The sequence below is a fragment of the Sinorhizobium garamanticum genome, from assembly GCF_029892065.1.
Classification (GTDB): domain Bacteria; phylum Pseudomonadota; class Alphaproteobacteria; order Rhizobiales; family Rhizobiaceae; genus Sinorhizobium; species Sinorhizobium garamanticum.
Genome location: NZ_CP120373.1, coordinates 1,865,623 through 1,891,620 on the forward strand (window position 1 = coordinate 1,865,623; position 25,998 = coordinate 1,891,620).

General features: G+C 62.0%; 22 protein-coding genes and 1 tRNA gene. 8 read left to right on the forward strand and 15 right to left on the reverse strand.

The features are described from left to right. Nucleotides 1–64: 64 nt before the first annotated feature. A complete protein-coding gene (locus PZN02_RS08610) occupies nucleotides 65–1,027 on the forward strand; it encodes a LysR family transcriptional regulator (protein WP_280661156.1) in 963 nt (320 codons plus the stop codon). A gap of 87 nt (nucleotides 1,028–1,114) precedes the next feature. Here PZN02_RS08610 and PZN02_RS08615 read toward each other — a convergent pair whose 3' ends face one another. The 3 genes from PZN02_RS08615 to PZN02_RS08625 form a co-directional block, all read right to left on the reverse strand. Continuing rightward, nucleotides 1,115–1,885: a VOC family protein gene (locus tag PZN02_RS08615; protein ID WP_280661157.1), complete on the reverse strand. Its 771-nt coding sequence runs from the start codon at nucleotides 1,883–1,885 to the stop codon at nucleotides 1,115–1,117. A gap of 177 nt (nucleotides 1,886–2,062) precedes the next feature. Then, complete coding sequence (locus PZN02_RS08620) at nucleotides 2,063–2,536, reverse strand: DUF1579 domain-containing protein (RefSeq protein WP_280661158.1); 474 nt, start codon at nucleotides 2,534–2,536, stop codon at nucleotides 2,063–2,065. Nucleotides 2,537–2,626: 90 nt separating this feature from the next. Beyond that, nucleotides 2,627–3,358 (reverse strand): DUF899 domain-containing protein, encoded by a 732-nt coding sequence (locus tag PZN02_RS08625; RefSeq protein ID WP_280661159.1) that lies wholly within the window; start codon nucleotides 3,356–3,358, stop codon nucleotides 2,627–2,629. Nucleotides 3,359–3,421: 63 nt separating this feature from the next. On the opposite strand from PZN02_RS08625, the gene PZN02_RS08630 reads away from it, so the two are divergent. Continuing rightward, nucleotides 3,422–3,910 (forward strand): MarR family transcriptional regulator, encoded by a 489-nt coding sequence (locus PZN02_RS08630; protein ID WP_280661160.1) that lies wholly within the window; start codon nucleotides 3,422–3,424, stop codon nucleotides 3,908–3,910. Between the two features lie 177 nt (nucleotides 3,911–4,087). After that, nucleotides 4,088–4,492: a GFA family protein gene (locus PZN02_RS08635; protein ID WP_280661161.1), complete on the forward strand. Its 405-nt coding sequence runs from the start codon at nucleotides 4,088–4,090 to the stop codon at nucleotides 4,490–4,492. Nucleotides 4,493–4,575: 83 nt separating this feature from the next. Here the strand turns inward: PZN02_RS08635 and ilvD are convergent, their stop codons facing one another. After that, entirely contained in the window at nucleotides 4,576–6,414 is a 1,839-nt protein-coding gene (ilvD, locus tag PZN02_RS08640; RefSeq protein ID WP_280661162.1) for a dihydroxy-acid dehydratase, read from the reverse strand. 300 nt (nucleotides 6,415–6,714) lie between these two features. Here ilvD and PZN02_RS08645 point away from each other — a divergent pair, with 300 nt between their 5' ends. Together PZN02_RS08645 and PZN02_RS08650 are read left to right on the forward strand one after the other, a co-directional pair. Continuing rightward, entirely contained in the window at nucleotides 6,715–9,990 is a 3,276-nt protein-coding gene (locus tag PZN02_RS08645; RefSeq protein WP_280661431.1) for an adenylate/guanylate cyclase domain-containing protein, read from the forward strand. A gap of 218 nt (nucleotides 9,991–10,208) precedes the next feature. Continuing rightward, complete coding sequence (locus PZN02_RS08650; protein ID WP_280661163.1) at nucleotides 10,209–10,889, forward strand: peroxiredoxin-like family protein; 681 nt, start codon at nucleotides 10,209–10,211, stop codon at nucleotides 10,887–10,889. Nucleotides 10,890–11,003: 114 nt separating this feature from the next. Here the strand turns inward: PZN02_RS08650 and PZN02_RS08655 are convergent, their stop codons facing one another. The 8 genes from PZN02_RS08655 to cpdR1 all read right to left on the reverse strand — a co-directional run bounded on the left by PZN02_RS08655 (nucleotide 11,004) and on the right by cpdR1 (nucleotide 19,675). Continuing rightward, nucleotides 11,004–12,266: an MGH1-like glycoside hydrolase domain-containing protein gene (locus tag PZN02_RS08655; protein WP_280661164.1), complete on the reverse strand. Its 1,263-nt coding sequence runs from the start codon at nucleotides 12,264–12,266 to the stop codon at nucleotides 11,004–11,006. Nucleotides 12,267–12,284: 18 nt separating this feature from the next. Further along, entirely contained in the window at nucleotides 12,285–13,343 is a 1,059-nt protein-coding gene (locus tag PZN02_RS08660) for an ABC transporter ATP-binding protein (protein WP_280661165.1), read from the reverse strand. Nucleotides 13,344–13,356: 13 nt separating this feature from the next. Further along, the gene (locus PZN02_RS08665) at nucleotides 13,357–14,202 is read right to left on the reverse strand and encodes a carbohydrate ABC transporter permease (protein WP_280661166.1); all 846 of its coding nucleotides are present in this window, start codon (nucleotides 14,200–14,202) and stop codon (nucleotides 13,357–13,359) included. Then, a complete protein-coding gene (locus PZN02_RS08670; protein WP_280661167.1) occupies nucleotides 14,199–15,050 on the reverse strand; it encodes a carbohydrate ABC transporter permease in 852 nt (283 codons plus the stop codon). Before PZN02_RS08670 ends, PZN02_RS08665 begins: the two co-directional genes overlap by 4 nt. Nucleotides 15,051–15,117: 67 nt before the next feature. Next, nucleotides 15,118–16,392 (reverse strand): ABC transporter substrate-binding protein, encoded by a 1,275-nt coding sequence (locus PZN02_RS08675; RefSeq protein ID WP_280661168.1) that lies wholly within the window; start codon nucleotides 16,390–16,392, stop codon nucleotides 15,118–15,120. A gap of 40 nt (nucleotides 16,393–16,432) precedes the next feature. Continuing rightward, nucleotides 16,433–17,443 carry a LacI family DNA-binding transcriptional regulator gene (locus PZN02_RS08680; RefSeq protein ID WP_280661169.1) on the reverse strand — a complete coding sequence of 337 codons (1,011 nt, stop codon included), beginning with the start codon at nucleotides 17,441–17,443 and terminating at the stop codon, nucleotides 16,433–16,435. 1,514 nt (nucleotides 17,444–18,957) lie between these two features. Next, a tRNA-Val gene (locus PZN02_RS08685) sits at nucleotides 18,958–19,032 on the reverse strand. A gap of 280 nt (nucleotides 19,033–19,312) precedes the next feature. Continuing rightward, nucleotides 19,313–19,675 carry a response regulator CpdR1 gene (gene cpdR1 / locus PZN02_RS08690; protein WP_003531148.1) on the reverse strand — a complete coding sequence of 121 codons (363 nt, stop codon included), beginning with the start codon at nucleotides 19,673–19,675 and terminating at the stop codon, nucleotides 19,313–19,315. A 191-nt stretch (nucleotides 19,676–19,866) separates the two neighbouring features. Between cpdR1 and PZN02_RS08695 the strand changes: the two genes are divergently transcribed. Together PZN02_RS08695 and hisN are read left to right on the forward strand one after the other, a co-directional pair. Continuing rightward, nucleotides 19,867–20,748, forward strand: a complete 882-nt coding sequence (locus PZN02_RS08695; protein WP_280661432.1) for an N-formylglutamate amidohydrolase — start codon at nucleotides 19,867–19,869, stop codon at nucleotides 20,746–20,748. Nucleotides 20,749–21,058: 310 nt separating this feature from the next. Next, nucleotides 21,059–21,853: a histidinol-phosphatase gene (gene hisN / locus PZN02_RS08700; RefSeq protein WP_280661170.1), complete on the forward strand. Its 795-nt coding sequence runs from the start codon at nucleotides 21,059–21,061 to the stop codon at nucleotides 21,851–21,853. Between the two features lie 62 nt (nucleotides 21,854–21,915). Here hisN and PZN02_RS08705 read toward each other — a convergent pair whose 3' ends face one another. Continuing rightward, the gene (locus tag PZN02_RS08705; protein ID WP_280661171.1) at nucleotides 21,916–22,905 is read right to left on the reverse strand and encodes an alpha/beta fold hydrolase; all 990 of its coding nucleotides are present in this window, start codon (nucleotides 22,903–22,905) and stop codon (nucleotides 21,916–21,918) included. 457 nt (nucleotides 22,906–23,362) lie between these two features. Between PZN02_RS08705 and PZN02_RS08710 the strand changes: the two genes are divergently transcribed. Then, the gene (locus PZN02_RS08710; RefSeq protein ID WP_280661172.1) at nucleotides 23,363–23,824 is read left to right on the forward strand and encodes an Hsp20 family protein; all 462 of its coding nucleotides are present in this window, start codon (nucleotides 23,363–23,365) and stop codon (nucleotides 23,822–23,824) included. Between the two features lie 99 nt (nucleotides 23,825–23,923). Here PZN02_RS08710 and PZN02_RS08715 read toward each other — a convergent pair whose 3' ends face one another. Beyond that, nucleotides 23,924–24,454, reverse strand: a complete 531-nt coding sequence (locus PZN02_RS08715) for an imm11 family protein (RefSeq protein ID WP_280661173.1) — start codon at nucleotides 24,452–24,454, stop codon at nucleotides 23,924–23,926. 355 nt (nucleotides 24,455–24,809) lie between these two features. Continuing rightward, the gene (locus PZN02_RS08720) at nucleotides 24,810–25,856 is read right to left on the reverse strand and encodes a threonine aldolase family protein (RefSeq protein ID WP_280661174.1); all 1,047 of its coding nucleotides are present in this window, start codon (nucleotides 25,854–25,856) and stop codon (nucleotides 24,810–24,812) included. Nucleotides 25,857–25,998: the final 142 nt, after the last annotated feature.

A 25,998-nucleotide genomic window follows, 5' to 3' on the forward strand; every position in this document is an offset into this window, starting at 1 on the left:
ATGGAGCTGCCTGCCGTTTGGAGGTAGACTGCTGGTCGGAACATCATTTGTGAGTTGAAGTCATATGTCTCGACTTTCGGTCAATCGTTCAGGGGAAATGGAGGTTTTCGCCAAGGCGGTCGAACTCGGCGGCTTCTCGCCGGCAGCCCGCCATTTCCGCATGACGCCTTCGGCGGTCAGCAAACTCGTTCTTCGGCTCGAGGATCGGCTCGGCGTCCGCCTCGTCAACCGGTCCACGCGGCGGCTGCAACTGACGCCGGAGGGCTGTACCTTTTACGAGCGCACCGCCCGCATCCTCGCCGACATCGAGGAGGCCGAACGTTGTGCGGCCGGGGGCGAGATGCCGACGGGTCGGGTCCGGCTGAATGTCAGCGCTTCCTTCGCAACCCATATCCTGATGCCGCTCCTGCCGGAATTCCGGGAGCGCTTTCCCGCGGTCTCGCTCGACATCGTCCAGACCGACGCGGTGGTCGACCTGATGGAGGCGCGTGCTGATATCGCGATCCGTTCAGGGCCACTGAAGAGTTCGGCGCTGATTGCTCGCAAACTCGGCGCCACGCGAATGGTGATTGTGGCGGCGCCCTCCTATCTCGATCTGTACGGAACGCCCTCGAGCGCTGAAGAGCTCGCGGTCCATAACCGTCTCGGCTTCTGCTACGCGCGCGCCGTCGACGGCTGGCCGATCCAATCCGGCAGAGAAACGATCGTGCTGCCGGCTTCCGGGACGCTGCAAGTGAGCGACGGCGAGGGATTGCGCCACCTCGCCCTTGCTGGCGCCGGTTTGGCGAGGCTTGCGGAATTCACCGTGCGCGCCGACATTGACGCCGGGCGGCTCGTTCCCGTGCTGGAAGACTTGAATCCCGGCGATCTGGAAGAGATTCATGCCGTCTTCCTCGGCCAGGGCGGGGCGCTTCCCGCGCGTATTCGGGCTGTCCTCGATTTTCTCGCCAGAAATGCCCGCGTGGCGCCGGAGCCGGTTGCGCAGGCGGGCGATCACCAGGCAAGCGTCGAGATAGCTTCGGCGTGAGACATATGCACGGGCCAAATTGGGCAGGGGCGCCCCCGGACCAGGAGGCGCCCTGCTCTTAAGTTGACCGGATCCGAAACGCCGCCGTCAACGTTTCGGTGCGACGAGTGCAAAAAGGGCGCCCTGCGGATCGGTGCATTGGACGATCCAGGAGCCGCCTGGCACTTCCATGGGCTCAAGGACGATCTTCGCGCCGCCGGCTTTTGCCCGCTCGATCGCGGCATCCAGCGCCTCGACGTTGAAATAATAGAGCCAATAGGGGGCGGGAACGTCCTTCGGCTTGGTCATCATGCCGCCGATCTGCGTGCCGTTCCAGGCGAAGATCTGATAGGTGCCCATATCGCCCATATCCATCGCCTGATCCTTGGTCCAGCCGAACAGGTTGGAATAGAAGGGGAAGGCGGTATCGAGGTCGCCGGCCATCAACTCGTGCCAGCCGACGTTGCCGGGCGCCATCTGCTCAAGCGCCGGGGGCTCCTCGCTCGTTCCCTTGAAGAGCGCGAACACGGCGCCATGCGGATCGGTGACGATGGCGAAGCGGCCGACGCCCGGGATGTCGTCGGGAGCGCGGTGAACATTGCCGCCATCGGCGGCGAGCTTGGCAGCGGCCGCGTCGACGTCATCGACGGCGACATAGCCGAGCCAGGCCGGCGGGATCTTCATCTCGAGCGCGCCCTCGGGCATCGTCATCAGTCCCGCCACATGCCGATCACCGACGGAGAACAGCGTGTATTCCATGCCCGGCATACCGGCATCGCTGCCGCGCCAGCCGATCACGTTCTCGTAGAAAGTTTGGGCGGCCTTCGTGTCGGTCGTCATCAGTTCGTACCAGACGAATTTCCCATGCTGACCCGTCATTGTCTGTCCTCCGGTTTCTTGTTGGGGATGTGCTGCCATTCGCGGTAGCGTAACAGTGGATTGCCTGCCGTCCATCAAAGCGCATCGCGTTCAGACGAGTTCATGCAACGCGCTTTACATCTTTGTTTTTATGCGTGTCGTTGTCCCAAACCGCTGCACACTTTTGGGCGACATGCATTAGCGTCGGCGATATTCCGCGGCCATGATCTCCTTCCAGTTCCCGTCTTCGGTCTGGACACGGGCAGTCAGCCTACGATGGTCGCCGTCGATGACAGTTATTACGTCCTGATATCTAGCGGACCTGCCGGGTCTGTCGAAGTCCGGCCCCTCACAGTTGAGTGTGAGGGTCTTGCCGTCGTCTTCGAGGACGCCGTCATAGATCCACATATGCGTCATCATGGAGCCGACCCAGGTGCCGACGTAGCGGTTCGTCTCAGGGTTGAAGCCAAGAGTCATCAAGGACTGGCCGATGCGGCCGTCCGGCATCGTGCCTTGTCCTTCGCAGACAACCCAGAGGCCCTGCATCGAGCGAACGTTTTCGGTCCATGGAGCTTGCGACTGGCCGGCGTCGGTTGAGGGCTGCGACATGACTTCCCATTCACCGAGCAGCTGTTCCAGCCAGCGGTGCTCCTCCTGCGGTTCCGCCTTCATTAATTCCTCCCATGGCGAGACGCAGCGCTCCGGAGCGGAACCCCGCGAGACATAGCAACGCTCGGAAACGCTGATGGTTCCCCGTTCGTATCAAACTGAGGCGCTTTGCCTGGGCGTCTCTTCGTATTCGTCGTGGCGCCGGACGAAGTCCATGATCGTGCCTTCGTTCCGGCCCTTCGGTGCCCGATCGAGCAGCATGAAGGTGCCGACGAGTTCCTCCAGGCCGCGGGCATAGGTGGAATAGGTATGATAGACGGTGCCGTCCTCGTCCTTATAGAAGGCGCTGAGCCCGGGAAGCTCTTCGTAGGCCTCGCCGCTGTCGATTTCGGTGAAATTGTAGACGACCTTGTCGCCCGCGAGTTCGGCGGGCGTGAAGGACACATGGAAGTCGCTGTTGAAGCCGTTGCCTTGGGCCGACACCCACGGGAAGTGCCAGCCCATTCGTTTGCGATAGGCTTCGATCTTGGCGAGCGGCGCATTCGAAGCCGCAATCAGGGTGACGTCGTGATGATTGAGATGCGGCAGCATGCCGGCGAAGTGGTCGGCCAGGAAGGAGCAGCTCGGGCAGCCGGCTTCCCAGTCTGCTCCAAGCATGAAGTGATAGACGACGAGCTGGCTGCGCCCGTCGAAAAGCTCCGGCAATGTCTTGGGGCCGGCAAGCGTTTCGAAGACATAGGATTTGTCCATCCTGACCCAGGGCAGAGCCTGACGCTCGGCATTGATCCGGTCTCGGAAGTGGGTGTGTTCCTTCTCCAGGGCGAGAAGCGATTTGCGCGCCTTCAGCCATTCCTCGCGCGAGACGACGGCGTGGTGTGGTCTCATGCTCTTTCCTCCTCACGAAATGCAGCACTTGACTAATTACGTTGATATCAACATTAATCAACCATGTCAAAGTCGCTTCTAGTACCCTTCGCCACCACCGTTCTCGTCAGGGACAACTGCCTCTGCCTGCATGTCCAGCGCGCTGCCCGGGCACTTGCACGGCGGTTCGACGAGGCGCTGCGGCCTCTCGACATCACAAACGGGCAATTCTCGCTGCTGATGTCGCTCAACCGGCCCGAACCGCCGAGCATGAGCATGGTTGCGTCGCTGCTTGCGATGGACCGTACGACGCTGACCGCCGCGCTGAAGCCGCTTGAGCGTCGCGGCCTCGTGGATGTCCTTGTCGACCCGGAGGACCGTCGGTTACGCCGCCTGAGGCTGACGGCGGAAGGCGAGCGGCTGCTCGCCCGGGCGGTGCCGATCTGGAAGGAAACACATGCCGAGGTCGACGCACAGCTGGGCGCGAATGTCCCGGACCGCCTGCGCGCCGATCTCCTGGCGCTAGCCCAGGATGGGACGCGGGCCGCAGAGGTGTTATGCGTAGAAGCGTGAACGCTCGGGCCGGCGGCATTCCGCAGCCATTCATTGTGCTACAGCGTCCTTCGCGCGTCTGATAAGACACGCGGCGCTGTAGGCGCGCCGAAGCGGAGGAGGGTTTTCTGTCCGCGTCTCCTGCTCTACTTTGCGAAAATCAGAGGCTTGATGGCACCAAAGGGAGGGATGATGCCGATGAAGACGACCTATAAGGGCAGCTGCCACTGCGGACGGATTCGCTACGAGGTCGATATCGACCTTCAGGCTGGGACCAGTCGGTGCAACTGTTCGTATTGCTCGAAACTGCGCTATTGGGGCGCGACAGTGAAGCCGGAGGACTTCCGGCTGATGTGCGAGGAGACGGGTATCGGCGACTATCAGTTCGCCACGATGAGCGGCCATCACCGGTTCTGCCCCACCTGCGGGCTATCGCCCTACGGCCACGGATATGTCGAGCAGCTCGGTGGCGCCTTCGTCTCGATCAACGTCGCCTGCCTGGACGATGTCGATCCGGAGGTGCTGGCAGCCCTGCCGATCCAATATATGGACGGGCTGCACAACAACTGGTGGAACCCGCCCGCCGAGACGCGGCACATGTGATCCGCGCGCGGCACTTGTAAGCACTCACAACAAAAAAAGGCTCCCGCCGCGACGGGAGCCGTTTCATGGTTGTGGTGCATCGATTACCGGTCACCAAGATCCCGCACGGCGCCGCGGTCGGCGGAGGTTGCAAAAGCGGCGTAGGCCTTGAGCGCGGTCGTCACCTTGCGCTTGCGCTGCTCGGCCGGCTTCCAGCCCTTGGCGTCCTGCTCGGCGCGGCGGGCGGCAAGCTCGGTTTCGTCGACGCGCAAGCTGATCGTGCGGTTCGGGATGTCGATGTCGATCATGTCGCCTTCGCGCACCAAGCCGATCGTGCCACCGTTCGCCGCTTCGGGTGAGACATGGCCGATGGAAAGGCCGGATGTGCCGCCGGAGAAGCGGCCGTCGGTGATCAGCGCGCAGGCTTTGCCGAGGCCCTTCGACTTCAGGTAGCTGGTCGGATAGAGCATCTCCTGCATGCCCGGGCCGCCCTTCGGACCTTCGTAGCGGATGACCACGACGTCGCCCGCCTTGATCTCGTTGCCGAGGATCGCCTTGACGGAGGCATCCTGGCTTTCGAAGACCCGGGCCGGGCCGGAAAACTTCAGAATGCTTTCGTCGACGCCTGCCGTTTTGACGATGCAGCCGTCAAGCGCGATGTTGCCCTTGAGTACGGCGAGGCCGCCGTCCTTCGAGAAGGGATGCTCGACCGAGCGGATGACGCCTTTCTCGCGGTCCGTGTCGAGGTCCTCCCAGCGAGCTTCCTGACTGAAGGCGACCTGGGTCGGGATGCCGCCCGGCGCGGCGCGGTAGAAATTGCGGACGGTTTCACTCGACGTGCGGGTGATGTCCCAGCGGTCGATGGCGTCGCCGATCGTTTCGCTGTGCACCGTCACGCAGTCGCGGTTGATAAGGCCACCTTTGTCGAGTTCGCCGAGAATCGACATGATGCCGCCGGCGCGGTGCACGTCTTCCATATGCACGTCGGCTTTGGCCGGCGCGACCTTCGAGAGACAAGGAACCTTGCGCGACAACCGGTCGATGTCGTCCATGGTGAAGTCGACTTCGCCCTCGTAAGCCGCGGCGAGGATGTGCAGCACGGTGTTGGTCGAGCCGCCCATGGCGATGTCGAGTGCCATGGCGTTCTCGAAGGCCTGCTTGGACGCGATCATTCGCGGCAGCACGCGTTCGTCGTCCTGTTCGTAGTACCGGCGCGCGAGATCGACAACAAGGTGGCCGGCCTCGACGAAGAGGCGCTTGCGGTCCGCATGGGTGGCAAGCGTCGAACCGTTGCCGGGCAGCGATAGCCCGAGCGCCTCGGTCAGACAGTTCATCGAGTTCGCCGTGAACATGCCCGAGCAGGAGCCGCAGGTCGGGCAGGCGGAGCGCTCGATGACCTTGACGTCCTCGTCGGAAACATTGTCGTCGGCGGCGGCGACCATCGCGTCGACGAGATCGAGCGCGTGTTTCTTGCCGTGCAGAACGACCTTGCCGGCTTCCATCGGCCCGCCGGAGACGAAGACGGCCGGGATGTTGAGGCGAAGGGCGGCCATCAGCATGCCGGGGGTGATCTTGTCACAGTTGGAAATGCAGACCATGGCATCGGCGCAATGGGCGTTGACCATATATTCGACGCTGTCGGCGATGATCTCGCGCGAGGGCAGCGAATAGAGCATGCCGTCATGGCCCATGGCGATGCCGTCGTCGACGGCGATCGTGTTGAACTCCTTGGCGACACCGCCGGCCGCCTCGATCTCGCGCGCGACGAGCTGGCCGAGGTCCTTAAGATGCACGTGACCCGGCACGAACTGCGTGAACGAGTTCACCACCGCGATAATCGGCTTGCCGAAGTCGCTGTCCTTCATGCCCGTTGCGCGCCAGAGGCCGCGGGCGCCGGCCATGTTGCGGCCGTGGGTGGTGGTGCGAGAGCGATAGGCAGGCATGAACGTGTTCCTTCACGGACGAATTACGCGGAGCATGGCGATCCTGGAGCGCCGGTGCAGGGTACTAGCGCAAAATTGCGCGCACGTCATCTTTTGCGTCAGATTATTTCCGCGGACCGGATGGGTTTGCCGTGCGCCGCCACTTCACGCGGAATGGCCGCCTCGCGGGCGCGCATGCCATGACCCTTGCTGCGTTTGCTTGCCAAGCCAAGGCAACAAGTCCATTGTCGTTTGGGCATTCATACCCCCACAGGCTCGGGCTTCCCGGGCATGGCGGACTTTCTTGAGGGTTCGTCCGAGATGAACTGTCACGAATGCGGTTACGAAATACAAAGCGGCTTTGCGTTTTGCCCGAAGTGCGGTGCGAAACAGCAGAACCTGTGTCCGGGTTGCGGCTATGCCTGCCCGCCGCACTTCGCCTTCTGCCCCCAATGCGGCACCCAGATCGGTGCATCGGCGCCACATGAGCCCCGACCCGCGCCGCCGCCGCGGCCCCAGATTTCCGGCAGGGCGCCGCAGGCCGTCTCTCCGCAGCGTTCGAGCGTGGATAGCGGTGCCGATCGCCGCACGGTCACGGTCGTCTTTGCCGATCTCTGCAACTTCACCACCCTGGGCGAGCAGGTCGATCCGGAGACCTTGCAGGCGCTGCAGAACGAACTCTTCGAGGAGTTGACGGAGGCCGTGGAAGCCTTCGGGGGTTTCGTCGACAAGTTCATCGGCGACGCGCTGCTTGCCCTCTTTGGTGCGCCGGTGGCGCATGAGGACGATCCGGAGCGAGCGCTTCGTGCGGCGCTGGAAATGGTGCGCCGGGCAGCGCAAGTGGGCGAACGCTGGCGCGGACGCATCGGTCTGCCGCTGAACCTCCATATCGGCGTAAATACCGGCCCCGTCGTCACCGGCGCCTTCGGCGCGGGCGACAGCAAATCCTATTCGGTCACCGGAGATACTGTGAATACCGCGCAGCGGCTGCAGTCGGTGGCCGGGCCGGATGAAATACTTGTTGGGCCGGTGACACACCGCCTCACGCGGCATGCCTTTGCTTACGAGACGCTCGGGGCGGTCACCTTGCGCGGCAAGGCCGGGAGCGTGCAGGTTCATCGCATGGCCGGGGCACTCGACGTGCCGCGCGCGGCACGGGGACTCGACGCGCTCGGCCTGACCGCGCCGCTGATCGGGCGCGACAAGGAAATCGGGCGCTTGCGTGACTGTCTCGCGTTGGCCTGCGGCGGCACGGCGCAGCTGGTGCGTCTGACCGGTGAAGCCGGGATCGGCAAGACGCGTCTCGTCAACGACTTTCTCGCCGGCCTTGGCGAGGATTCCGAGTTTGCGCATGTCGTCGTGCGGCGGGCGGCATGTTCTCCACTCGGCGAACCCTCCTATGGAACCCTTGCCCGGGTCCTGCGCAGTGCCTACGGCATATCCTCGACCGACACGCCGGAGCAGACGCGGGAGGGCCTGTCCCTCGGCCTCGCCGAAATCGGCTTTCCGGCGGCCGAGATCGAACAACTCATGCCGTTCTTCTTTCATATTCTCGGCATCGGCGACCGCGACGGGACGCTGCAGCACGTCGCGCCCGAACAGGTTCGGCGGCAGCTGTTCTCCGCGATCCGCAGCATTGTCGAGCGGCGGCTCGACCGGGCGCCGCTTCTCCTCGTCATCGAGGACCTGCACTGGGCGGACTCGGCTTCGCTCGAGGCGCTCCGCTTCGTGCTCGACAGGCTGGATCGCCGGCCGTTGATGCTCTTGACGACGCAGCGCCCGGATGCCGGTTCTGACAGGCTGGCGCCCGGCCGCACCAGCCTCACCGCCTTGCGCCTTGGTCCATTGTCCGCCGCCGATGGGCAGCACCTTCTGTCGGCCTTCTTCGGAAAAGGTCGCCTGCCTAACGAACTTTGTGAGCGGATCCTGCGTCGGGCCGGCGGCAACCCGCTGTTCGTCGAGGAGATCATTCGCAGCCTGATCGATCTGGAAACCCTCAGGCGCGACGGTTCCCATTGGCGCGTGGCCGGCGGTGAAGCGACGGTCGACATCCCCATCGGCATCGAAGCGATGCTGCTCGCAAGAATCGACCGGTTGCCGCAGGAGGTGCGCCACCTAGTCCACTGTGCCGCGGTCATAGGCCCGAGTTTTGACGCTCACCTGCTCAAGACAATCGCCGTCGCGTCGACCGATGTGGACCGCGGCCTGGAACTGCTTTGCGACACGGAAATCATAGAGGAGGCGGGGAGCGAGCGATCGTCGCAATCCTACCGTTTCATGCAGTCGCTGCTTCACGAGGCGGTCTATAACAACCTGCTCGTGAAGCGTCGCACGGAAATTCACGCGGCCATCGCCGAGACGCTCGAGCGGCGCTACGGCGAGAACCCGCAGCGGTTCGAGGAGTTGGCGCTGCTCGGCCACCATTTCAGCCAGTCGGCGGACCGGATCAAGGGCGCACGTTACCTCATGGCGGCCGGCGATCGAGCGCGCCAGCTCTGTGCCAACGAGGATGCCATCCGCTACTACCGGCAGGCCATGACAGCCCTTGCGGCCTTGGGTGAACAAAGGCCTGAATGGTTCGTCGCCCGCGAACGCGTCGCGGATCTCCTGGGGCCGACCGGGGAGCGCGCCGCCGCGGAGGAGCATTATCGCGCGCTGCTCGGCTGCGAGCGGGTCTCGACCGATCCGGTTGCCTCCGCCCGGATCCTTCGCAAGCTCGGCCATCTCCTCTGGGAGGCGGGCAACCGCGAGCAGGCGCAAGCGAATTTCAGCGATGCGGCGGCCCTCCTCGCAAGCGCGGATGCGCCTGTGGAGAGCGCTTCCCTTCTGCAGGAGCGCGGACATCTCGCTTTTCGTATGGGCGACTATCTTGCCGCGTCGGAATGGGCGGATGACGCGTTGAGCCGGGTCAGAGATTTGGCGCGAGACGCCGGTGACGAGGCGCGTCGCGAGGCAGCTTTGGTTACGGCCGAGGCGTTGAATACCAAGGGTGTGGCGCTGGCGCGGCGTGGCCGCAGGCGCGAAGCGATCGCTGCGGTGGAGGAGAGTGTTGCCGTTGCCGAGGCGGCTACGCTTATGCAGGCGGCCTGCCGCGGATACACCAATCTCGGCGTGCTCTACACGATCGTCGATCCGAAACTCGCGATCGATGTTTGCCGACGCGGCCTCGATATGGCGCGGCGCATCGGCGATCTCGGCTTTCAGGCGCGGCTGCTCGCCAACCTGGCCGTGGCCTACTGCACCTTCACCGACCGCTGCGCCGGCGACGGCGTGCCGGCCGCCGAGAAGGCGATCGAAATCGACCGCGCTCTCGACCAGCGCGACCATCTGCCGGTTTCGTTGCTTGTGCTCGGGCAGATTTACCAGTGCCACGACCGCCCGCACGACGCGCGTCGGCTCTATGGTGAGGCGCTCGATGTCGCCGCCGAAACGGGCGAAGCGCAGGTGCTGTTTCCGTGCTATGATGGCCTTGGAGCGCTCTGCCTTGATGCGGGAGATCTGGAGGCGGCCGAGCGCTATTTTACACTGGCCCGAGACATCTGCGCGCGTCACGATCTTGATCCTGAAGCATTGATGATACTGCCGTTTCTCGACTAGATCGTTTGCTACGGTGAAACGACCTAACTCTGTGAAATGAAGCAATTCCGGACGGGAAATCGCGCTTCGATCGCTGCAAAGATGTGGGGCTGGACCGCTACTGCATGTTTCCTCAAATCGTAGCCGATTTAAGGAAAAAACATGCAGCAATTCAAAGTGTTACAGCGTCGTTTGTGCGTCTGATAAGACGCGCGGCGCTGTAGCGGGAGGAGAGCATCATGGTGGAATATCGCAGCACGGGGCCATTGCAGCCGGGCGATCGCGCGCCGAATGTCGTACTCGACGCGATCACGCGGGAAGGCAAGATCGCCATTGACGATTTTCGTGGTCACAAGCCGGTTTTGGTGGGCCTCTTTCGGGGCCTGCATTGTCCGTTTTGCCGCCGGCACATCGCCGCCATGGCGCAGCTCAAGGGTGCGCTAAACGAAAAGGGCGTCGAAAGCCTGACTGTCGTGAATACACCGATCGAGCGGGCACGGCTCTACTTCCGCTACCATCCCCTGCCGAACCTTCTCGCCGCGGCCGATCCGGAACGGATTTCGCACCGTGCCTTCGGTCTGCCCAACCTGGAGTTCACCGAAAACGAGGATGATTGGCCGCATAAGCTCGGAATGCCGACCGTCACGGCGATGCGCATCGACATGCCCGGCGAATTGCCGGAGCCGATGAACCCGATTGTTGCCTCGGAATACCTCGACAAGACAGATGGCTACGAGATCACGGATGACGATAACCGGATGATAGCAACCGGGATGGGTCAGCTCATAGGACAATTCTTGCTCGACAGGGACGGGGTGGTGCGCTGGTGTTTCACCGAAGCCGCTCCGGACGGCCGTAACATGTTCCGGGCTCCGGCGCCCGACGAGGTGATGTCGGCGGCATCGCAGGTGGCGCACTGACAGCCCATTCGGAGCCCTTGCTCCGGTCAACGAATCCACCGCTTCGCCGAAACGGTGGATCCGGGACGACTCCGGATTTGCCTCTTTTTCAGGCCCCGATTAGGCGCGCGGCGCTCAAGGCGCGGCTTTCATCAGCCACATATAGGCGGCAGCCGTCCACGAGAAACCCAGGCCGCCGCAGCCCTCTCCGGTCACCGGGTCGAAATATTCGGCGAAACCCTCCGTTTCGATCGCCATAATCGTCGACTTCCTAAGCTCTTCCGCCGCTTCCGGACGGCCGTTGCGCCTCAGCCCGTCGATCAGCAGCCAGTTGATGATGGCCCAGGCGGGGCCGCGCCAGTAGCGCTTCGGCTCCCAGCTCGCGATGCCTGGTTTTGTGGTCGGGAAAGCAACCTTGAGACCCTTCGACCATGCCTTCATCTCGGTCACCAGCGCGTCGGTGATCCCGGTGTCCAGGTCGAGCGAAAGGAGAGGGATGAAACCCGCCTGTGTCGCGGCTTCTACGTCGTCGCCCGAGATCAGGTCGCGGGAAACGAAGCGCGACAGCTTCGGCCGCCACTGAGCCAGGATGGCCTTGCGGGTGCGGTCGTTGAGGGCGGCGATCTCGGCCGCGTCTTCCGTCCTGCCGAACAAGCTGGCGAGATGTTCTAGGTCTTCGCCGGCTTTCAGCAGGATCGCCGTCGTCTGGATTTCGGCGACCTTGAACGGCGCTTTCTCCCATTGCTTTGCCGGGTCCCAGCCGCAGGCGGCATAGACGTCGACCAGATGGATGAAGCGCTTGTAGTCATCATCGCGCGGACGCATTTCAGCGTTCACATGGCCGATATCCTTGCGAACCACAGGCGTTTGCGTGGTAGTCGGTACGCGAGCGAGCGCGATGTCCCAGGCCGGCGAGTTGTCGCTTCCACTTTCCCAGGGATGAAGCAGCGCCACGAGGCCGGTGCCCTCCGGATCGCGAGCCTTGTACCACCAGCGGTGCCATTTCAGCGCCGCCTCGTAGAGCGGCAGGGTGCGTGCTTCAGCTTGCGTGCCTGCAGCCTCGTAGAGCTTGCGCAGCGCAATGGCGAACACCGGCGGCTGGGTGATGCCGGATGTCGGGATCGTATGTTTCGTGCGCCAGACGCTCGGGCCGGGAAAGTAGGTATCGCTCGGCTGGTGGAAGACGATGTGCGGAATCATGCCGTCGGCCCACTGGCCCTCGACCAGGCGCTCCAACTCACGGTAGGCGCGGTCGGTGTCGTAGAGCGCGAAGCCCATGGCGACGAAGGCGGAATCCCAGTTCCACTGGAAGGGATAGAGCCGGTCGGTTGGCACGGTATAACCGCCGCGGTCGTTGGCGACGAGAATCCGCTTGGCCTGGTCGATATGCATGTTCATGCCGGGTACTCCAAATTGTCAGGCCGTTGCGGCCGGAAAGGACTTGCCGCTTTCGGGCGAAAGCCAGGTTATGCGGTTCGGGTCGAGCTTGAGGCCGATGACGTCGCCGCTCCTGACGGTCTCGGAAGACGGCAGGATGACGCGAACCGGCTGGTCGTGGATCGAGCCGGTCAGCAGCAAATGCGATCCCATCGGCTCGGCGACGCGAACCTTCATCTCCAGGCCGAGCGGCAGAGGTGCCAGTTGGACGGCCTCGCCGCGCAGGCCGAGAATCACTTCCTTGCCGGTTTCCTTGGGTGCCGTAAGCGGTTCGCTGCCGGCGGCCACCTGGCCGTTGGTAACCGGCACCTTGATGAAGTTCATCGGCGGGTTGCCGATGAAGCCGCCGACGAAGCGTGTCGCCGGATAGTTGTAGACGTCGACCGGCGTGCCGACCTGTTCGACCACACCATCGTGCATGACGGCGATCCGGTCGGAGAGCCCCATGGCCTCCGTCTGGTCATGGGTGACGTAGATCGTCGTGGTGCCGGCCGCTTGCAGCACTGTCTTGAGCTCGGCGCGCATTTCGAGACGCAACAGTGCGTCGAGGTTGGAAAGCGGTTCGTCCATGAGCAGGACCTTCGGCTCGACCGCCAGCGCGCGAGCGACGGCGACGCGCTGGCGCTGGCCGCCCGAGAGCTTGTTCGGATAGCGGTCGAGATACTGCTCGATGTGGAGCAGGCCCGCCGCCTTCTCGACCTGCGCGTTTACGCGCGCATAATCGGCCTTCTGCATCCGCAGCCCGAAGGCGACGTTCTCGTAGACCGTCATATGCGGAAATACGGCGTAGTTCTGGAAAACCATCGCAAGGCCGCGCTCCTTGGGCTGCAGACCGATCACGGACTTGCCGCCGATCAGAACATCGCCGGAAGTGGAGGTTTCCAATCCGGCGATGATGCGCAGAAGCGTGGTCTTGCCGCAGCCGGAAGGACCGAGCAGCGAGACGAATTCGCCGTCGTTAATCGTCAGCGAGACCTCCTTCAGGGCTTCGAAGGTCCCGAAACTCTTGCGGATGCGGTCAATGACAATGTTGGCCATGGATATGGTCCCGTTACTTGGAGGAAATGCCCCAGATCGCGAAGAGATAGCGCCTCACCGCGAAAATGAAGACAACCGAGGGAAGGATGAGCATCAGGCCGCCGGCGAAGCGGTAGTGCATCGGGCTTTCGGACAGGACCGTCAGCAGATAGGCCGTCAGCGTGCGGTTGCGAACCGTCAGCACCGAGGCCGCGAACACCTCGTTCCAGGAGATGACGAAGGCGAAGACTGCCGTTGCGACGATACCGGGCAGCGCCAGCGGCGCAACGATCTTGAAGAAGGCCTGGGCGCGGGTGCAGCCGAACACCCAGGCAGCCTCTTCCAGTTCCCTCGGCACACCCATGAAGATGCCCTGCGTCACGAGTGCGGCAAACGGCAAGGCGAGCACGGTGTGGATGAGACCGACGCCGATGATCGTGTCGTAGAGGCCGAGCTTGATGAAGGAAACGGTGAGGGGCAGGGCCAGGATCGCCAGCGGGAACGCGCGGGTAAGCAGCACCAACAAGCGGTAGCTGTCCTTGCCATGGAAGTTGTAGCGCGCGAGCGCGTAGCCGGCCGGTGCGCCGAGCAGGATGGAAAGCGCCACGGTGATCCCGGCCGCCCCCAGCGAATTCAGGAAGGACTGCAGCACGCCCTCTGTTCTGAGAAACAGGATGAAGGGGTCAAGCGAGACACCGGTCGGCAGACCGGTCTTCGGCCATTGATAAACCCCTTGACGGCCGCCGAGCGCGCCGAGGGCCACAAGGTAAATCGGTACCAGGACCCAGGCGCAGAGCGCTGCTATACCGCTCCAAAGGAGCCAGCGGCGGGAGGATATGAAGCCTGCGGGGCTCGCTTTGCTCTTGGTTTGCGCACTCATGGCAGGCGCTCCGGATCGACCTTTATGGCTTTCAGATAGATCAGCGTGGCAGCGAGCGAGATGATCATGATCAGCACGGCATAGGCCGCCGCGACGCCATAGTTCTGGTTCTGGTTCTGCCAATTGTAGGCCTCGCCGACGAGGACCGGGAAATTGCGCCCGCCGAGCGCATAGACGACCGCGAAGACCTCGAAGGCGAGCACTGTGCGCAGGATGAGCGCCGACTGCAGCGCCGGCCTGATGAGCGGCAGTGTAATGCGCCAGAAGCGCGTCCAGGGCCCGGCGCCGAAGATTTCGGCGGCCTCCTTGAACTCCCTCGGCACCTGGTTGAGGCCGGCGACGATGATGACCATGACAATCGCCGTGCCGCGCCAGATCTCGGCGACCGCGATGGCAAAGAAGAGCGCCACAGGCGTCTGGTACGAGAGCCAGCTCGCCTGCCGTTCGAGGATGCCAAGCCCCAGGAGCAGCGAGTTGAAATAGCCGCTGTTCTGCAGGATCGACAGCCAGACGAGACCGGCGGCGAGATCCGAGATACCGAGCGGGATTGTCCAGACCCAGAGAATGGTCTCGCGGCCGCGGCCGACCTTGGCGACCATCGTGCCCATGACAAGCGCTATGGCGAGCTGAACCGGCACGACTGCAATGGTCAGAAGGAAGGTATTCTTGATCGAGCGGGCGAAGTTGATGTCGGCCATCATGCGCTGGGCATTCGCCGGCGATGGCACGCCATTGTCCGAGAACGCCAGCCAGATCGTCTGCAAGAGCGGCACGATAAATAGCAGCGCCAGGAAGGCAACAGACGGCAAGATCAGCAAATACGGGATCCAGGATCGGTTTTTGGTCATTGGGACCCGCCTCGGAGGTTTTCAGTGGGGATGCCCGGACAATCTGCCCGGGGCATCCGCTCGAGGATTATTCGACCGGGCAGGGACCGTCGCTCTTGGCATCCGGTGCCCAGCACGATGCCTTGGTGTCAGTCATCAGTTTGGCCATGGTCTCGCCCTGCGCCTTAAGCACGTCGGCGATCGGCTCGTTCTGCAGCACGATGCGCTGGAAACTGTCCATGTAAACCTTGTTGAATTCGCCGCCCTTGTCGCCGAGGCCGACCGGCAGAAGCGAAATCAGCGCATCCTTGGAAGCCTGCGTGGTCGTCACCGCCGCGGCGAGCAGCGCGACGCCCGGATCCAGGTCTTCAGGCAGCTTTACGTTGAGCGTCGGGAAGAAGCCGACCCGCGATGCGGTGAGGAGCTGAACGTCCGGTGTTACAAGATGCTCGATGATCTTCGTGGCGCCATCCTTGTCCGGTGCGCCCTTCGGGATCGCGAGACCGGCGACGACCGGCATGTAACCGCGGCCCTTCGGGCCGGCCGGTGCGGGGAAGACGACGTAATCATCCGGAGCTGCGGAGATGGCGTTCTTCAGGCGCGCGACGTGATCCCAGGCGACCATGACCTCGCCGGCGGCCAGCGGCTCCTGCATGAAGTCGTAGTTGGTCGAGTTCGGATTCACATAGGCCCAGAGCGCCTTGAGCTTCTCCCAGCCAGCAGCCGCGTCTGCGCTCTGAAATGTGCGCACCACGCCGCCGGTAAAGGACGGATAGAAATAGCCTTGGAAGTAACGTGCCATCAGGCCTTTCGGGCCGGCCGGGAAGCCGATCTGCGGCTGGCCGGTCGCCTCCTGCATCTTCTTGCCCCACTCGATGAGCTGGTCATAGGTGAGGGTATTCACGTCGGCACCGGAAGGCAGATATTGCAGGGCTTCCTTCTTGGCGGCCATCACATAGGTCGCCTGCATCCACGGGATGTATTGCTGGGTCGATTTGCCGAGCTTGCCGAGATCGAGCAGCGATTGCGGCATGCCGCCGGCCGCGAGCGTCTTGGCAAGATCGTCGAGCGGCTCGAGGGAATCCCTGTCGGCGAGCGGTGAAAGCTCACCATGCAGCGCACCGACGAGGCTGACCGTGCGGGTGCCGGCCTGTCGTTCCGCCTCCATGCGCACCGCGAACTGCGGCGGCTCTTCGACGACGTAGTCGACGTCGCCGACATCTTGCAGCAGTTCCTCGCGAACTACGGTCGCCTCTTCGATCGGACGAAGCTGAGTGGACACAAAAACCGTCTGGGCGAGCACCGGCGAGGCAAAAGCCAGCATGGTGGAGGCCACAATTCCGAATGACATCAGGCGTTTCATCTTCTCCTCCTTCATTATTCTTGTTCGCAGTCGAATGCAGTTATGCCGCCACGCGCGGCCGGCGGTGGCTGTCGCGGTCGACGAATTCGATTGCGTGCAACTCCTGGAGTTGCGCGGCCGGTTCGCCGGCGATGGCGCGAAGCAGCAGGGAGGCAAAGCTTGCGCCGAGGTTCTCGCCGGTCATGCGCATGGTCGAAAGCGATGGGCTCGTATAGGCGCCAATCGGCAGGTCGTCGTGGCCAATGATGCTGATGTGATCGCCGCCGTCGATCTCGCGCAATGCCCTGAGCGCGCCGATCGCCATTTCGTCCGTGGCGCAGACGAGCGCGGTCGGCCTCGACGGACGGCGCAGCAGCTCAAGAGCTGCGAGATATCCGCCCTGTTCGGTTGGCGCGCCCTCGGCGCAGAGGTCGGCTTCGAGGCCCGCATCGTCCATGGCCGCCTTCCAGCCCATGCGGCGCACATGCGCGAAGTAATATTCTTGCGGACCGGCGATATGGCCGATGCGGCGGTGGCCGGTCGCCTGGAAGCGCTGGGTCGCGGCGAGGAACCCGGCAAAGCCGTCGCCGTCGATATAGGGATGCGGCTCGAGACTTTCGGTGCGGCCGTTGGTGACGAAAGGAATGCCGCGCGACTGCAGGAATTCGACGCGCTCATCGCGCCGCTTGGTGCGCACCAGCAGCATGGCGTCAACACGGCGGCCATCGACAAAGCGGCGGCAGATTTCCACTTCGCTCTCACCGCGCGGAACGGGTGCGATGACGAGGTTCAGGCCTGCGCTCGCCAGATGTTCGGCGCAGCCGGAAAGCATGTCGAGGAAATGCGGCGGGCCGATATGACCAGGATCGGCCGGAAGCGTGACCGCGACCAATTCGGCGCGCTGCTTGCGAAGCCTGCGGGCGGACGCGTTCGGCCGGTAGCCTGCCTTCTCGGCGGCCTCGCGGACCCGCTCGCGGGTGGCCGCCGAGACGTCGGAATAGCCGTCGAGCGCGCGGGAAACCGTCGTGATCGACAGCCCAAGCGATTGCGCGAGCTGTTTCAGATTGGCCAATGGTCTCACTCCCTACGGGAAAGAATTCTCCAAAACGTTTTGGGAGTCAAGCCAAAACGTTTTGGAATGGCGGATCGCCCGTTGGCTGGCGGGCATCAACGAATGATCAGTGGCTTGGAAGGAGCGGGCTGATTGTTTCGATCCCAGGGCTGGCGGAGGAGATGGCCGGTCGAAGGTAGCAAAACGGGCATCCGCGCGTCCGCGGCGTTTTTCGCCGATCCGTGCGTTGATGCAAAAAGGAAGCCTGGCGCCGATGCATCAGCGACAGGCTATATCGGGACGCGATACCCGGCGATGCGCTTGGGAGGGATCGCATCGCATAACAGTCGTATAATTCACATTTGCTCAAAAATAAAGCAAAATCATAAATGCCCAATCGGTCGGCAAAAGAGCGGTCGCCTGCCTGCTAAGTATGGCTCGCTGCTAGAGTATTCAGTCGCACTCTGAGCAATAAAAGAGGCCGGGCAACCCAGCCACGCAAAATCCTGGGTCCGCCGCCGGTCTGAGTTGCGGAGGTCGCCCGGCTTGATTGCTGCGCTTGGCTAATCTCGGGCCGCGCGGCTCGGAGGTGCTAGTCATGCGGTGCTTTGCGGCGAAGGTCGATGCGGGGCGGGGCATGATGCGCCGCCCATCCTATGTCACGACTCGATCTCTCTGAGCCTCTCATGAAGCTCGTGCGAGGAACGAGTCCCGGATTGGTAAAGGTAAAAGATCCGGCTTGCGAGGATCTTCGCGCGTTTGCCTCGCCGTGGCCAACCCCGGCGTGTAAGTTCGTCGTCAAAGACCCTGCGCAACTGCACGAGTTGAGCTGGATAAATGGGGGGTCGAGTGTTTGGGAATTGAAGATCAAGCATCGTGCTCTCCCTTACTGGGGCGAAAGCTACTGGGGCGAAAGCGCGACGATCTTCCGGCCATCGGCGCCCGTATCACTTACCGATGATGAATCTAGTTTACGCCTATCTGCCGGAAGCGCGAGTCATTAGGTGTGGCCTGCTAAGGACGGACGAAGGGTTCGCTAACAAAAAAGGCCGGGGCAAACCCGACCTTCCTGCAGCCATTGCCAGTACATCCGTGGTCAATGGCGAGATGCGACCTGTATAACCAGCGATCGTGACGAGAGCGTGACATGCATCGTCTGTCGTCCCATTTCTCTTCCTGTCCCTGCCAGTGCAGGCGTCGCAACGTCCTCTGAAGAAAAGTCCGACAAGATCGTAGCGAGAAGGGCGCGCAGGTCGATTTGCATGATTGCGTCTGTTCTACGAGCGGCGCGGATGGGCCGTTCCACATCTGCCTGCCGGAAAGCGGCTCGGCTCATTGCCAATCCCTGTGCATGAGGTTCAGTGAACCTACAGCGCCGTGCGTCTTTTCAGACGCACAAAGGACGCTGTAGCACTTTGAATCGCTGCATGTTTTTGTCCTTAAATCGAGTACGATTTAAGGAAACATGCAGTAAGGGGCGCCACGCAAAAAGGCCTCTCGATTTCTCGAAAGGCCTTTAAAATCAGAAACTTGGATGGTGGGCGTGACAAGGATCGAACTTGTGACCCCTACGATGTCAACGTAGTGCTCTCCCGCTGAGCTACACGCCCATCCGATGCGGCGCATAGACCACAAAACCCTCGTCCGCGTCAATAGGCTTTTCGAAGGTTTTTTGACAGAAATTTCGGCGATGTTCGCGGGCCGTATTTCTCAGCGAAACACCTTCGCCCGATGCCTGGGCCGCGCGGGCTCTTCCGATAAGTTGTTGAAATGAAATGACGAAGGCTGCGGCCGATCAACAGGGGATCGGCCGCAGCCTCGAAGCAGTGCGCACCCGCGCGGAGTTGGCGGGGCCGACATTTTCAACAGGTCCGTGCTGGCGTGGTGCCGTCAGGCGGCCAGCATCTTGTTGACCTCGTTGACGAGGTCGCGCAGGTGGAAGGGCTTGGAAAGGACCTTGGCATCCTTCGGTGCCTTCGAATCGGGGTTCAGCGCCACCGCGGCAAAGCCGGTGATGAACATCACCTTGAGGTCCGGGTCGAGTTCGGTCGCCCGGCGGGCGAGTTCGATGCCGTCCATTTCCGGCATGACGATATCGGTCAAGAGAAGCGAAAAGGGTTCTTCGCGAAGCCGGTCATAGGCGCTGGCACCGTTGTCGTAGGACAGGACCTTATAGCCAGCCTTTTCCAGCGCCTTCACGAGGAAGCGGCGCATATCGTTATCGTCTTCGGCAAGGAGGATTTTCGCAGTCATGAATTCGGCCGTGGCTACTTCTTTTTAATGCTTGTGGAGTGCGGCAGCTTAGCAAACCGCAACATGGTAAATATCTGGTGAACAGGGCGGATCCATGCCTGGTACCAGCGAGATGTCACTATGGACACAGAGACGACCAACTGGCAACATGATCTAAACAGCAAGATCCGGACATGGTAAAAAGGGTTGCGATGGGGGAAGCAGTCGAGCGGGAGTTTTTCGAGGTACTGGAACCCGCAAGTCAGCGGCTGCCCTTTGTGTTCAATTCCCCGCATAGCGGCCGGTCCTATCCGCAGTCCTTTCTTGATCAGTCGCGACTCGATGCGCATTCGATCCGCCGTTCGGAAGATCACTTCGTCGATGAACTATTTCAGAACGCGACCTTTCTGGGTGCGCCGCTGCTTCGCGCCCATTTCCCTCGCGCCTTTCTCGATGTCAACCGTGAACCCTACGAACTCGACCCGCGCATGTTCGACGGGCAGTTGCCGCCGCATGCCAACATAAGCTCCATGCGGGTCGCCGGCGGGCTTGGGACCGTGCCGCGCCTCGTCGCAGAGAATATGGAGATCTATCGTGGCCGGTTTCCGGTCGAGGAAGCGCTGATACGCATCGAGTCGATCTATAAGCCCTATCATGCGACGCTCAGGAAGCTGATCGCCCGCACCCATGTGCAATTCGGGATGTCGGTTCTGATCGATTGCCATTCGATGCCGGGCAACGTCCATCTTCCCGGCAGCAGCCATCGGCCGGACTTCATCGTCGGCGACCGGTATGGAACCAGTGCGGCGGCTGAGTTGTCGCGCACCGCTGTCAGCCTGCTCGAACAGCTTGGATACGTGGTCGCCCGAAACAAGCCCTATGCCGGCGGCTTCATCACCGAGCATTACGGCCGGCCGACACGCGGATTGCACGCCCTCCAGATCGAAATCAACCGCAGCCTCTATGTCGATGAGGTGACCCTCGTCAAAAAACCGGGATTTGCAGCACTAACTGCCGACCTCACGACGTTCATCGCCGCACTTGCACAACATGTCGAGGAATATGGGGCCTATCTGCCGCTCGCGGCAGAATAGCGCGCGGCCCGTCGCTCAAAAAGAACCGCGCCAGCGGCGCGGTCAAGTCTAGGGAGGAAACACCCAAGGAGGGTATTTGCAGCCACGAGTGACTGCCCAAGAACTCTAATGTTGCGCTGCACAAATGTCAAGTTGTGCGGCAGAAAACTTTCGCAGTCGCAGCGGGAAATTCTCCTAAACCGAAGGTGATGCGTGTGCGAATCGGGCCCGTGGCTGCCGGCCGCCATTTGCTCGAATTCCGGTGTTCTTGCCTTTCCATCAAATTCGTCTAATCAGATCGCCTTCCCCTTTCTTTCTTCGAGAGAGCGATATGTTGCCGGACCGCGCCTTTTTCGACCGCCTCGCCGATGCTGCCAAAGCGGAGACGATGCCGCGTTTCCGGACCGGCACCAGTGTCGTCAACAAACTGGAAGGCGGGTTCGACCCCGTCACGGAGGCGGACAGGTCGGCCGAAGCGGCGATCCGGGCGTTGATCGAGGGTGCGTTTCCGGAGCACGGCATTTTGGGCGAAGAGCACGGCAATGTCGGTCTCGACCGCGAACATGTCTGGGTCATCGATCCGATCGACGGGACGCGTGCCTTCATTTCCGGCCTTCCTGTCTGGGGAACGCTGATCGGCCTTTACCGCAACGGCAAGGCCGTGATGGGCCTGATGGACCAGCCTTTTACCAACGAACGCTATTTTGCCGACGGCGAGAAGGCGACCTATCGCGGCCCCGGTGGCGAGAAAGTGCTTTCGACGCGTGCCTGCGATTCGCTCTCGGATGCGGTGCTGTTCACCACCTCGCCTCATCTCTATACCGGCTCTCTCAAGGAGCGCTACGAGGCGTTGCAGGCCAAGGTGCGGCTCTTCCGGTACGGCTGTGACTGCTATGCCTTCGCACTTCTCGCATCCGGCCACGTAGACCTTGTGATCGAGTGCGGATTGAAGCCTTACGACGTCGGCGGTCTCATTCCGTTGATCGAACAGGCAGGCGGCATTGTCACCAATTGGCAGGGCGGGGCGGCGGAAATGGGCGGCGAGATCATCGCCGCCGGCAGTCGCGAGATCCACGCGCAGGCGCTGGAAATACTACAGCGCCGCGCGTCCGACGGGACGCGCTGAGGTCGCTGTAGCACTTTGAATTGCTGCATGATTTTGTCCTTAATCGATTCCGATTTAAGGCATCATGCAGTGGGAACTAAGCTTTCCTCGAATTGATGTGGCGCCTCGTCGGCGTTCTCGAACCCGGGCAGGAACGCGAAAATCGCGGCCATCGCTTGGGCGCGATAACGGTCGGCTTCTTGAAAAAGCTCATGACGCGCGCCGTCGATCGGGATCATGTGCCCGGCGCGGAAATTGCGCGCCAGGAATTCGACAGCAAGATGCGGCACGAGGCGGTCGGCTGTCGGCGCCAGGATGATGGTCGGCACAGTGACCCGTGTCAGATGCTCGCGGCGCAGGACGCGCCGCATTGCCCTGAAAGTCTCGCGTAGCCATCGGGCGGTTGGCGGTCCCAGCTGCAATTGCGGGCAGGCATCGGCCAACGCCTGGTTGCGCGCAAAGCGGCGCGCGTCGGCCGTCAGGACGTTGTTCGGGAAGGGGCGGTTGCCGTTGCCGGCATGGAGCGGCAGCGTTCCCAGGCCGAGCCGGTCCATTATCGTCGCGATCGCAAAAATGCCTCGCTGGTCGATGGCCTGGCCGCCGAGGCCGACAAAGGGGGCAAGCAGTACCATGCGGTCGATCCGGCTTGCGAGCATCGGCGCCAGCGACAGCGCCACCAGCGCGCCCATTGAATGGGCGACGATGGAGAAGGGCAGGCGTGTGTCGGGCAGGACGATCTGCTCGAGGAAGGTCATGAGATCGCGCTCGTAGTCGGTGAAGTGAGCGACATGGCCGCGACCGGCCTGCCGCAGCAACCGTTCGGAGCCGCCCTGGCCGCGCCAATCGAAGGTGGCGACCCAAAAGCCGGCGGCGGTAAGATCAGCGATCGTTTCGAAATATTTCTCGATCGTCTCGTTGCGCCCCTGCAGCAGCACGACGGTGCCGCGGGCAACCGAGGCTTCCGTCTTGAAAACCGCATAGCGGATCTTGCGGTTGCCGACCCCATCGAAAAAACCTGCCGCATATTTGCCCGGTATCGGGTTGTCCGGCGTCTGATAGAGGATGGTGTTCATGAGGAGCGACAGCCCGAGATGAAAAACGCGTTGAAATCCTTGGCGCGGAAAGAGGAAGAATGAGAGCGTTCTGCCGACCACCCGCGCTTGCTTCTCAGGGATAGGCGGCGGCCCCAAGCGCGTCAAAGAAAAAAGGGCCGGAAACGGTGGGTGAAATCCGGACGATCACCGTTTCCGGCCGCTGAAGCAGAAGGGACATGTACTTCAGCGCCGGGAATTTTTCCCAGTGTGCTTGTTTTAACCCCTGGCTGCTGAACGGGGACCGAACCGATCATTCATGTTCTGTTCACCAAGCGCCGGTCCGAGAGAATCCGCGCAGAAATTCCCTTGAACTGGCGCGCGCGCATTCCCATGTGTTGATCACGGACGCCGATGACGGGTCCGTTCACCGGTCGCGCCGCCGCCTGATGGGGTGGCAGACCAGACATCGCAAACCGTTGCTCTTAAGGAGGACACCATGCGTCACTTTGATTTCTCCCCCCTCTATCGTTCTACCGTCGGCTTCGATCGCCTGTTCACCATGCTTGACAGCCTTGGTCAGCCCGATCAGTCGCAGACCTATCCGCCCTACAACATCGAACGCACCGGCGAAAATGCCTATCGCATCACCATGGCCGTTGCCGGCTTCGATGAGAGCGAGCTTTCGGTCGAGGCGCGTGAACACACGCTGACGATCAAGGGCGAAAAGAGCGAAGACAAGGGCGAGGAGAGCCAGTTTCTCCATCGCGGCATTGCCAAGCGCGCATTCGAGCGCCGCTTCCAGCTCGCCGACCATGTCGAGATCAAGTCCGCTTCGTTGAAGAATGGCCTGCTCCATATCGATCTCGTTCGCGAGATCCCGGAAGCAGCCAAGCCGCGTCGCATCGAGATCACCTCGGTTGCCCCGCAGGCGAAGCAGATCGAGGCCCAGACTCTCTAATCTGGTCTAACGATCGAAATTCGAAAAAGACGGCGTCCTCAGGGGGCGCCGTTTTTTTGCGAAAGGTGCTGCCATCGATCTCTCCACCCCTCAGATGATTTAGTCGGCTTCGACAATGCGGCAGGTGCGGAAACCAAAGACCCTGCCCATTTTTGCCGCCCGCAGGGCCTGCGTAAGCCGGTCGCTCAGAAAAAATATGCGGATCAAGGGAGGGCTTACCCATAGATCGGGGCCCTCGAGTGCGGCCGGGCTGACGGCCACGTCGTCGTCATTAAGACTTGGCGGCATCTTCAAACGCCCATTGCCAAGCACTTTTACCCGCGGCGCGTGTTCAGGCAGGAAAGTATCCTTGCGCTCGCCGATATTGAGACAAAAATATTCACCCTCGACGGGCGTTTTGCGGTCATGCTGGAAAAGCCTGATCGGATAGAGCGACGAATGGCCAAGATCGAATTGCCGCAGCACGTCGGCGCATGCTGCCGAAACCACCACCCCGCCTGCGGCAAGGATGAGGTCGGCCTGCTTCTTTTCCTTCTTGTCGGGATATTGGGCGAAGATCTCCTTTGGGAAATGCTCGGCCGACATCGGTTCGCCAGCTTGATTCAATTCGGCCAACTGGCTGATGCCCATCCCCGTCGGTAATGGATCAGCGGTAAACCCTTGATGCGTGTTGAATCCATGAAGGTGCGACTGGCCCAGACCCGTGCGTTTTTTGATTGTGTCATTGCAGCAATAACCTCCTGCAATTCGATTTACATGCGCACAGAACCCCGTCTGCCGGAGGCGATATGCGATCTGTATCGCTAGCGGACCCCCGTCGAGACCGCGATCGAGACCGGGATCAGGGCAACGGTGCACCATATGGCTCGCTGATTTGTCACAACGCTAAAGCATAGATGGAAACGGGAGTCCTGTGGCACGACCTACCGGTGATTGCATAGGGCGACAATCACATGCCGTTTCAGATTTGGCAATTCCGCCGTGGTCAGCAAGCTTCGACGAAGCGGTCGACGTCTTCCGATCGTGTGGCGAAGCTGGTGACGAGCCGGTAAAGTCCCTCGTCCCCGTCCAGGGTGGCTGCCAGATGATCCGGCACATGCCAGTCGTAGAAGACCGCACCCTGTTGCTGCAGCTTCGAGGCAACGTCCTGCTTGAGGATCACGAAGACCTCGTTGGCGTCCGGCGACCAGGCGAGCCGGCTTCTCGCCGAGGCGGAAATGCCGTCTGCAAGACGCGCCGCCATCGAATTCGCATGGCGGGCGAGATTGAGCCACAGATCGCCCGAGAAATAGGCGTCGAACTGCGCAGCGATGAAGCGGGACTTCGAAAAGAGTTGGGCGGCTCGCTTGCGCAGGAACTGCAGTTCCTGCGCCTTCGATGGGTCAAACAGGACGAGCGCTTCGGCGCACCAGCAGCCGTTCTTGGTGCCGCCGAACGACAACAGGTCGATACCGCGTTTCCAGGTCATTTCCGCTGGCGTCGTCCCGAGGCTGACGAGCGCGTTGGCGAAGCGCGCACCGTCCATGTGCAGCGGAAGCTTGTGCGATTTCGCGACGGCAGCAATCGCATCGATTTCCGCCGGCGAATAGATCGTACCGCTTTCCGTTGCCTGGGTGATGGTCACCGCCATCGGCCGGCCGCCATGGATGAATTCCGGGGGAAAGCGACGAATCTCGGCCTCAAGCCCCGACACGTCCATCTTGCCATTGATCCCATCGACCGGGCAAAGTCTGGCCCCGTGGGAGAAGAATTCCGGTGCGCCGCATTCGTCGACGTTGACATGTGCGTCTCTATGACAAAAGACTACCCCGCCCGCCCGGTTGACGCTGGACAGCGCCAGCGAATTCGCGGCGGTACCGGTGCCGACGAAAAATACCGCCACGTCCTTTTCGAAAATTTCGGAGAATTTCTTTTCCACCTTCCGGTCGAGTTCGCTTGTGCCGTAGGCGGGAGCATAGCCGCCCGCATGAGCCACCAGGCTTTCGGCGATTGCCGGATGGGCGCCCGCCCAATTGTCGGAGGAAAAGATCATCTGAATCACCCTTTTTGGCCACGTCCGGCCGCTTCGGCGAGAACCATAGCCGACTTCCACGGACGATCAATGCGGCTGTCCGACAGGTATGCCAACACGAGACCAGTTTGAAACCAAAGTGAAGAAAGCACCGGGCGGATTG

Excerpts from the sequence above, each read along its gene's own strand:
- PZN02_RS08630 (WP_280661160.1), top strand. The coding sequence starts at position 3,422 with ATGTCAAAGTCGCTTCTAGTACCCTTCGCCACCACCGTTCTCGTCAGG.
- PZN02_RS08710 (WP_280661172.1), top strand. The coding sequence starts at position 23,363 with ATGCGTCACTTTGATTTCTCCCCCCTCTATCGTTCTACCGTCGGCTTC.
- PZN02_RS08660 (WP_280661165.1), bottom strand. The coding sequence starts at position 13,343 with ATGGCCAACATTGTCATTGACCGCATCCGCAAGAGTTTCGGGACCTTC.
- PZN02_RS08720 (WP_280661174.1), bottom strand. The coding sequence starts at position 25,856 with ATGATCTTTTCCTCCGACAATTGGGCGGGCGCCCATCCGGCAATCGCC.
- PZN02_RS08670 (WP_280661167.1), bottom strand. The coding sequence starts at position 15,050 with ATGACCAAAAACCGATCCTGGATCCCGTATTTGCTGATCTTGCCGTCT.
- hisN (WP_280661170.1), top strand. The coding sequence starts at position 21,059 with ATGTTGCCGGACCGCGCCTTTTTCGACCGCCTCGCCGATGCTGCCAAA.
- PZN02_RS08610 (WP_280661156.1), top strand. The coding sequence starts at position 65 with ATGTCTCGACTTTCGGTCAATCGTTCAGGGGAAATGGAGGTTTTCGCC.
- cpdR1 (WP_003531148.1), bottom strand. The coding sequence starts at position 19,675 with ATGACTGCGAAAATCCTCCTTGCCGAAGACGATAACGATATGCGCCGC.
- PZN02_RS08615 (WP_280661157.1), bottom strand. The coding sequence starts at position 1,885 with ATGACGGGTCAGCATGGGAAATTCGTCTGGTACGAACTGATGACGACC.
- PZN02_RS08650 (WP_280661163.1), top strand. The coding sequence starts at position 10,209 with ATGGTGGAATATCGCAGCACGGGGCCATTGCAGCCGGGCGATCGCGCG.
- PZN02_RS08620 (WP_280661158.1), bottom strand. The coding sequence starts at position 2,536 with ATGAAGGCGGAACCGCAGGAGGAGCACCGCTGGCTGGAACAGCTGCTC.
- PZN02_RS08645 (WP_280661431.1), top strand. The coding sequence starts at position 6,715 with ATGAACTGTCACGAATGCGGTTACGAAATACAAAGCGGCTTTGCGTTT.
- PZN02_RS08665 (WP_280661166.1), bottom strand. The coding sequence starts at position 14,202 with ATGAGTGCGCAAACCAAGAGCAAAGCGAGCCCCGCAGGCTTCATATCC.
- PZN02_RS08695 (WP_280661432.1), top strand. The coding sequence starts at position 19,867 with ATGGGGGAAGCAGTCGAGCGGGAGTTTTTCGAGGTACTGGAACCCGCA.
- PZN02_RS08635 (WP_280661161.1), top strand. The coding sequence starts at position 4,088 with ATGAAGACGACCTATAAGGGCAGCTGCCACTGCGGACGGATTCGCTAC.
- PZN02_RS08655 (WP_280661164.1), bottom strand. The coding sequence starts at position 12,266 with ATGAACATGCATATCGACCAGGCCAAGCGGATTCTCGTCGCCAACGAC.
- ilvD (WP_280661162.1), bottom strand. The coding sequence starts at position 6,414 with ATGCCTGCCTATCGCTCTCGCACCACCACCCACGGCCGCAACATGGCC.
- PZN02_RS08705 (WP_280661171.1), bottom strand. The coding sequence starts at position 22,905 with ATGAACACCATCCTCTATCAGACGCCGGACAACCCGATACCGGGCAAA.
- PZN02_RS08715 (WP_280661173.1), bottom strand. The coding sequence starts at position 24,454 with ATGGGCATCAGCCAGTTGGCCGAATTGAATCAAGCTGGCGAACCGATG.
- PZN02_RS08675 (WP_280661168.1), bottom strand. The coding sequence starts at position 16,392 with ATGAAACGCCTGATGTCATTCGGAATTGTGGCCTCCACCATGCTGGCT.
- PZN02_RS08625 (WP_280661159.1), bottom strand. The coding sequence starts at position 3,358 with ATGAGACCACACCACGCCGTCGTCTCGCGCGAGGAATGGCTGAAGGCG.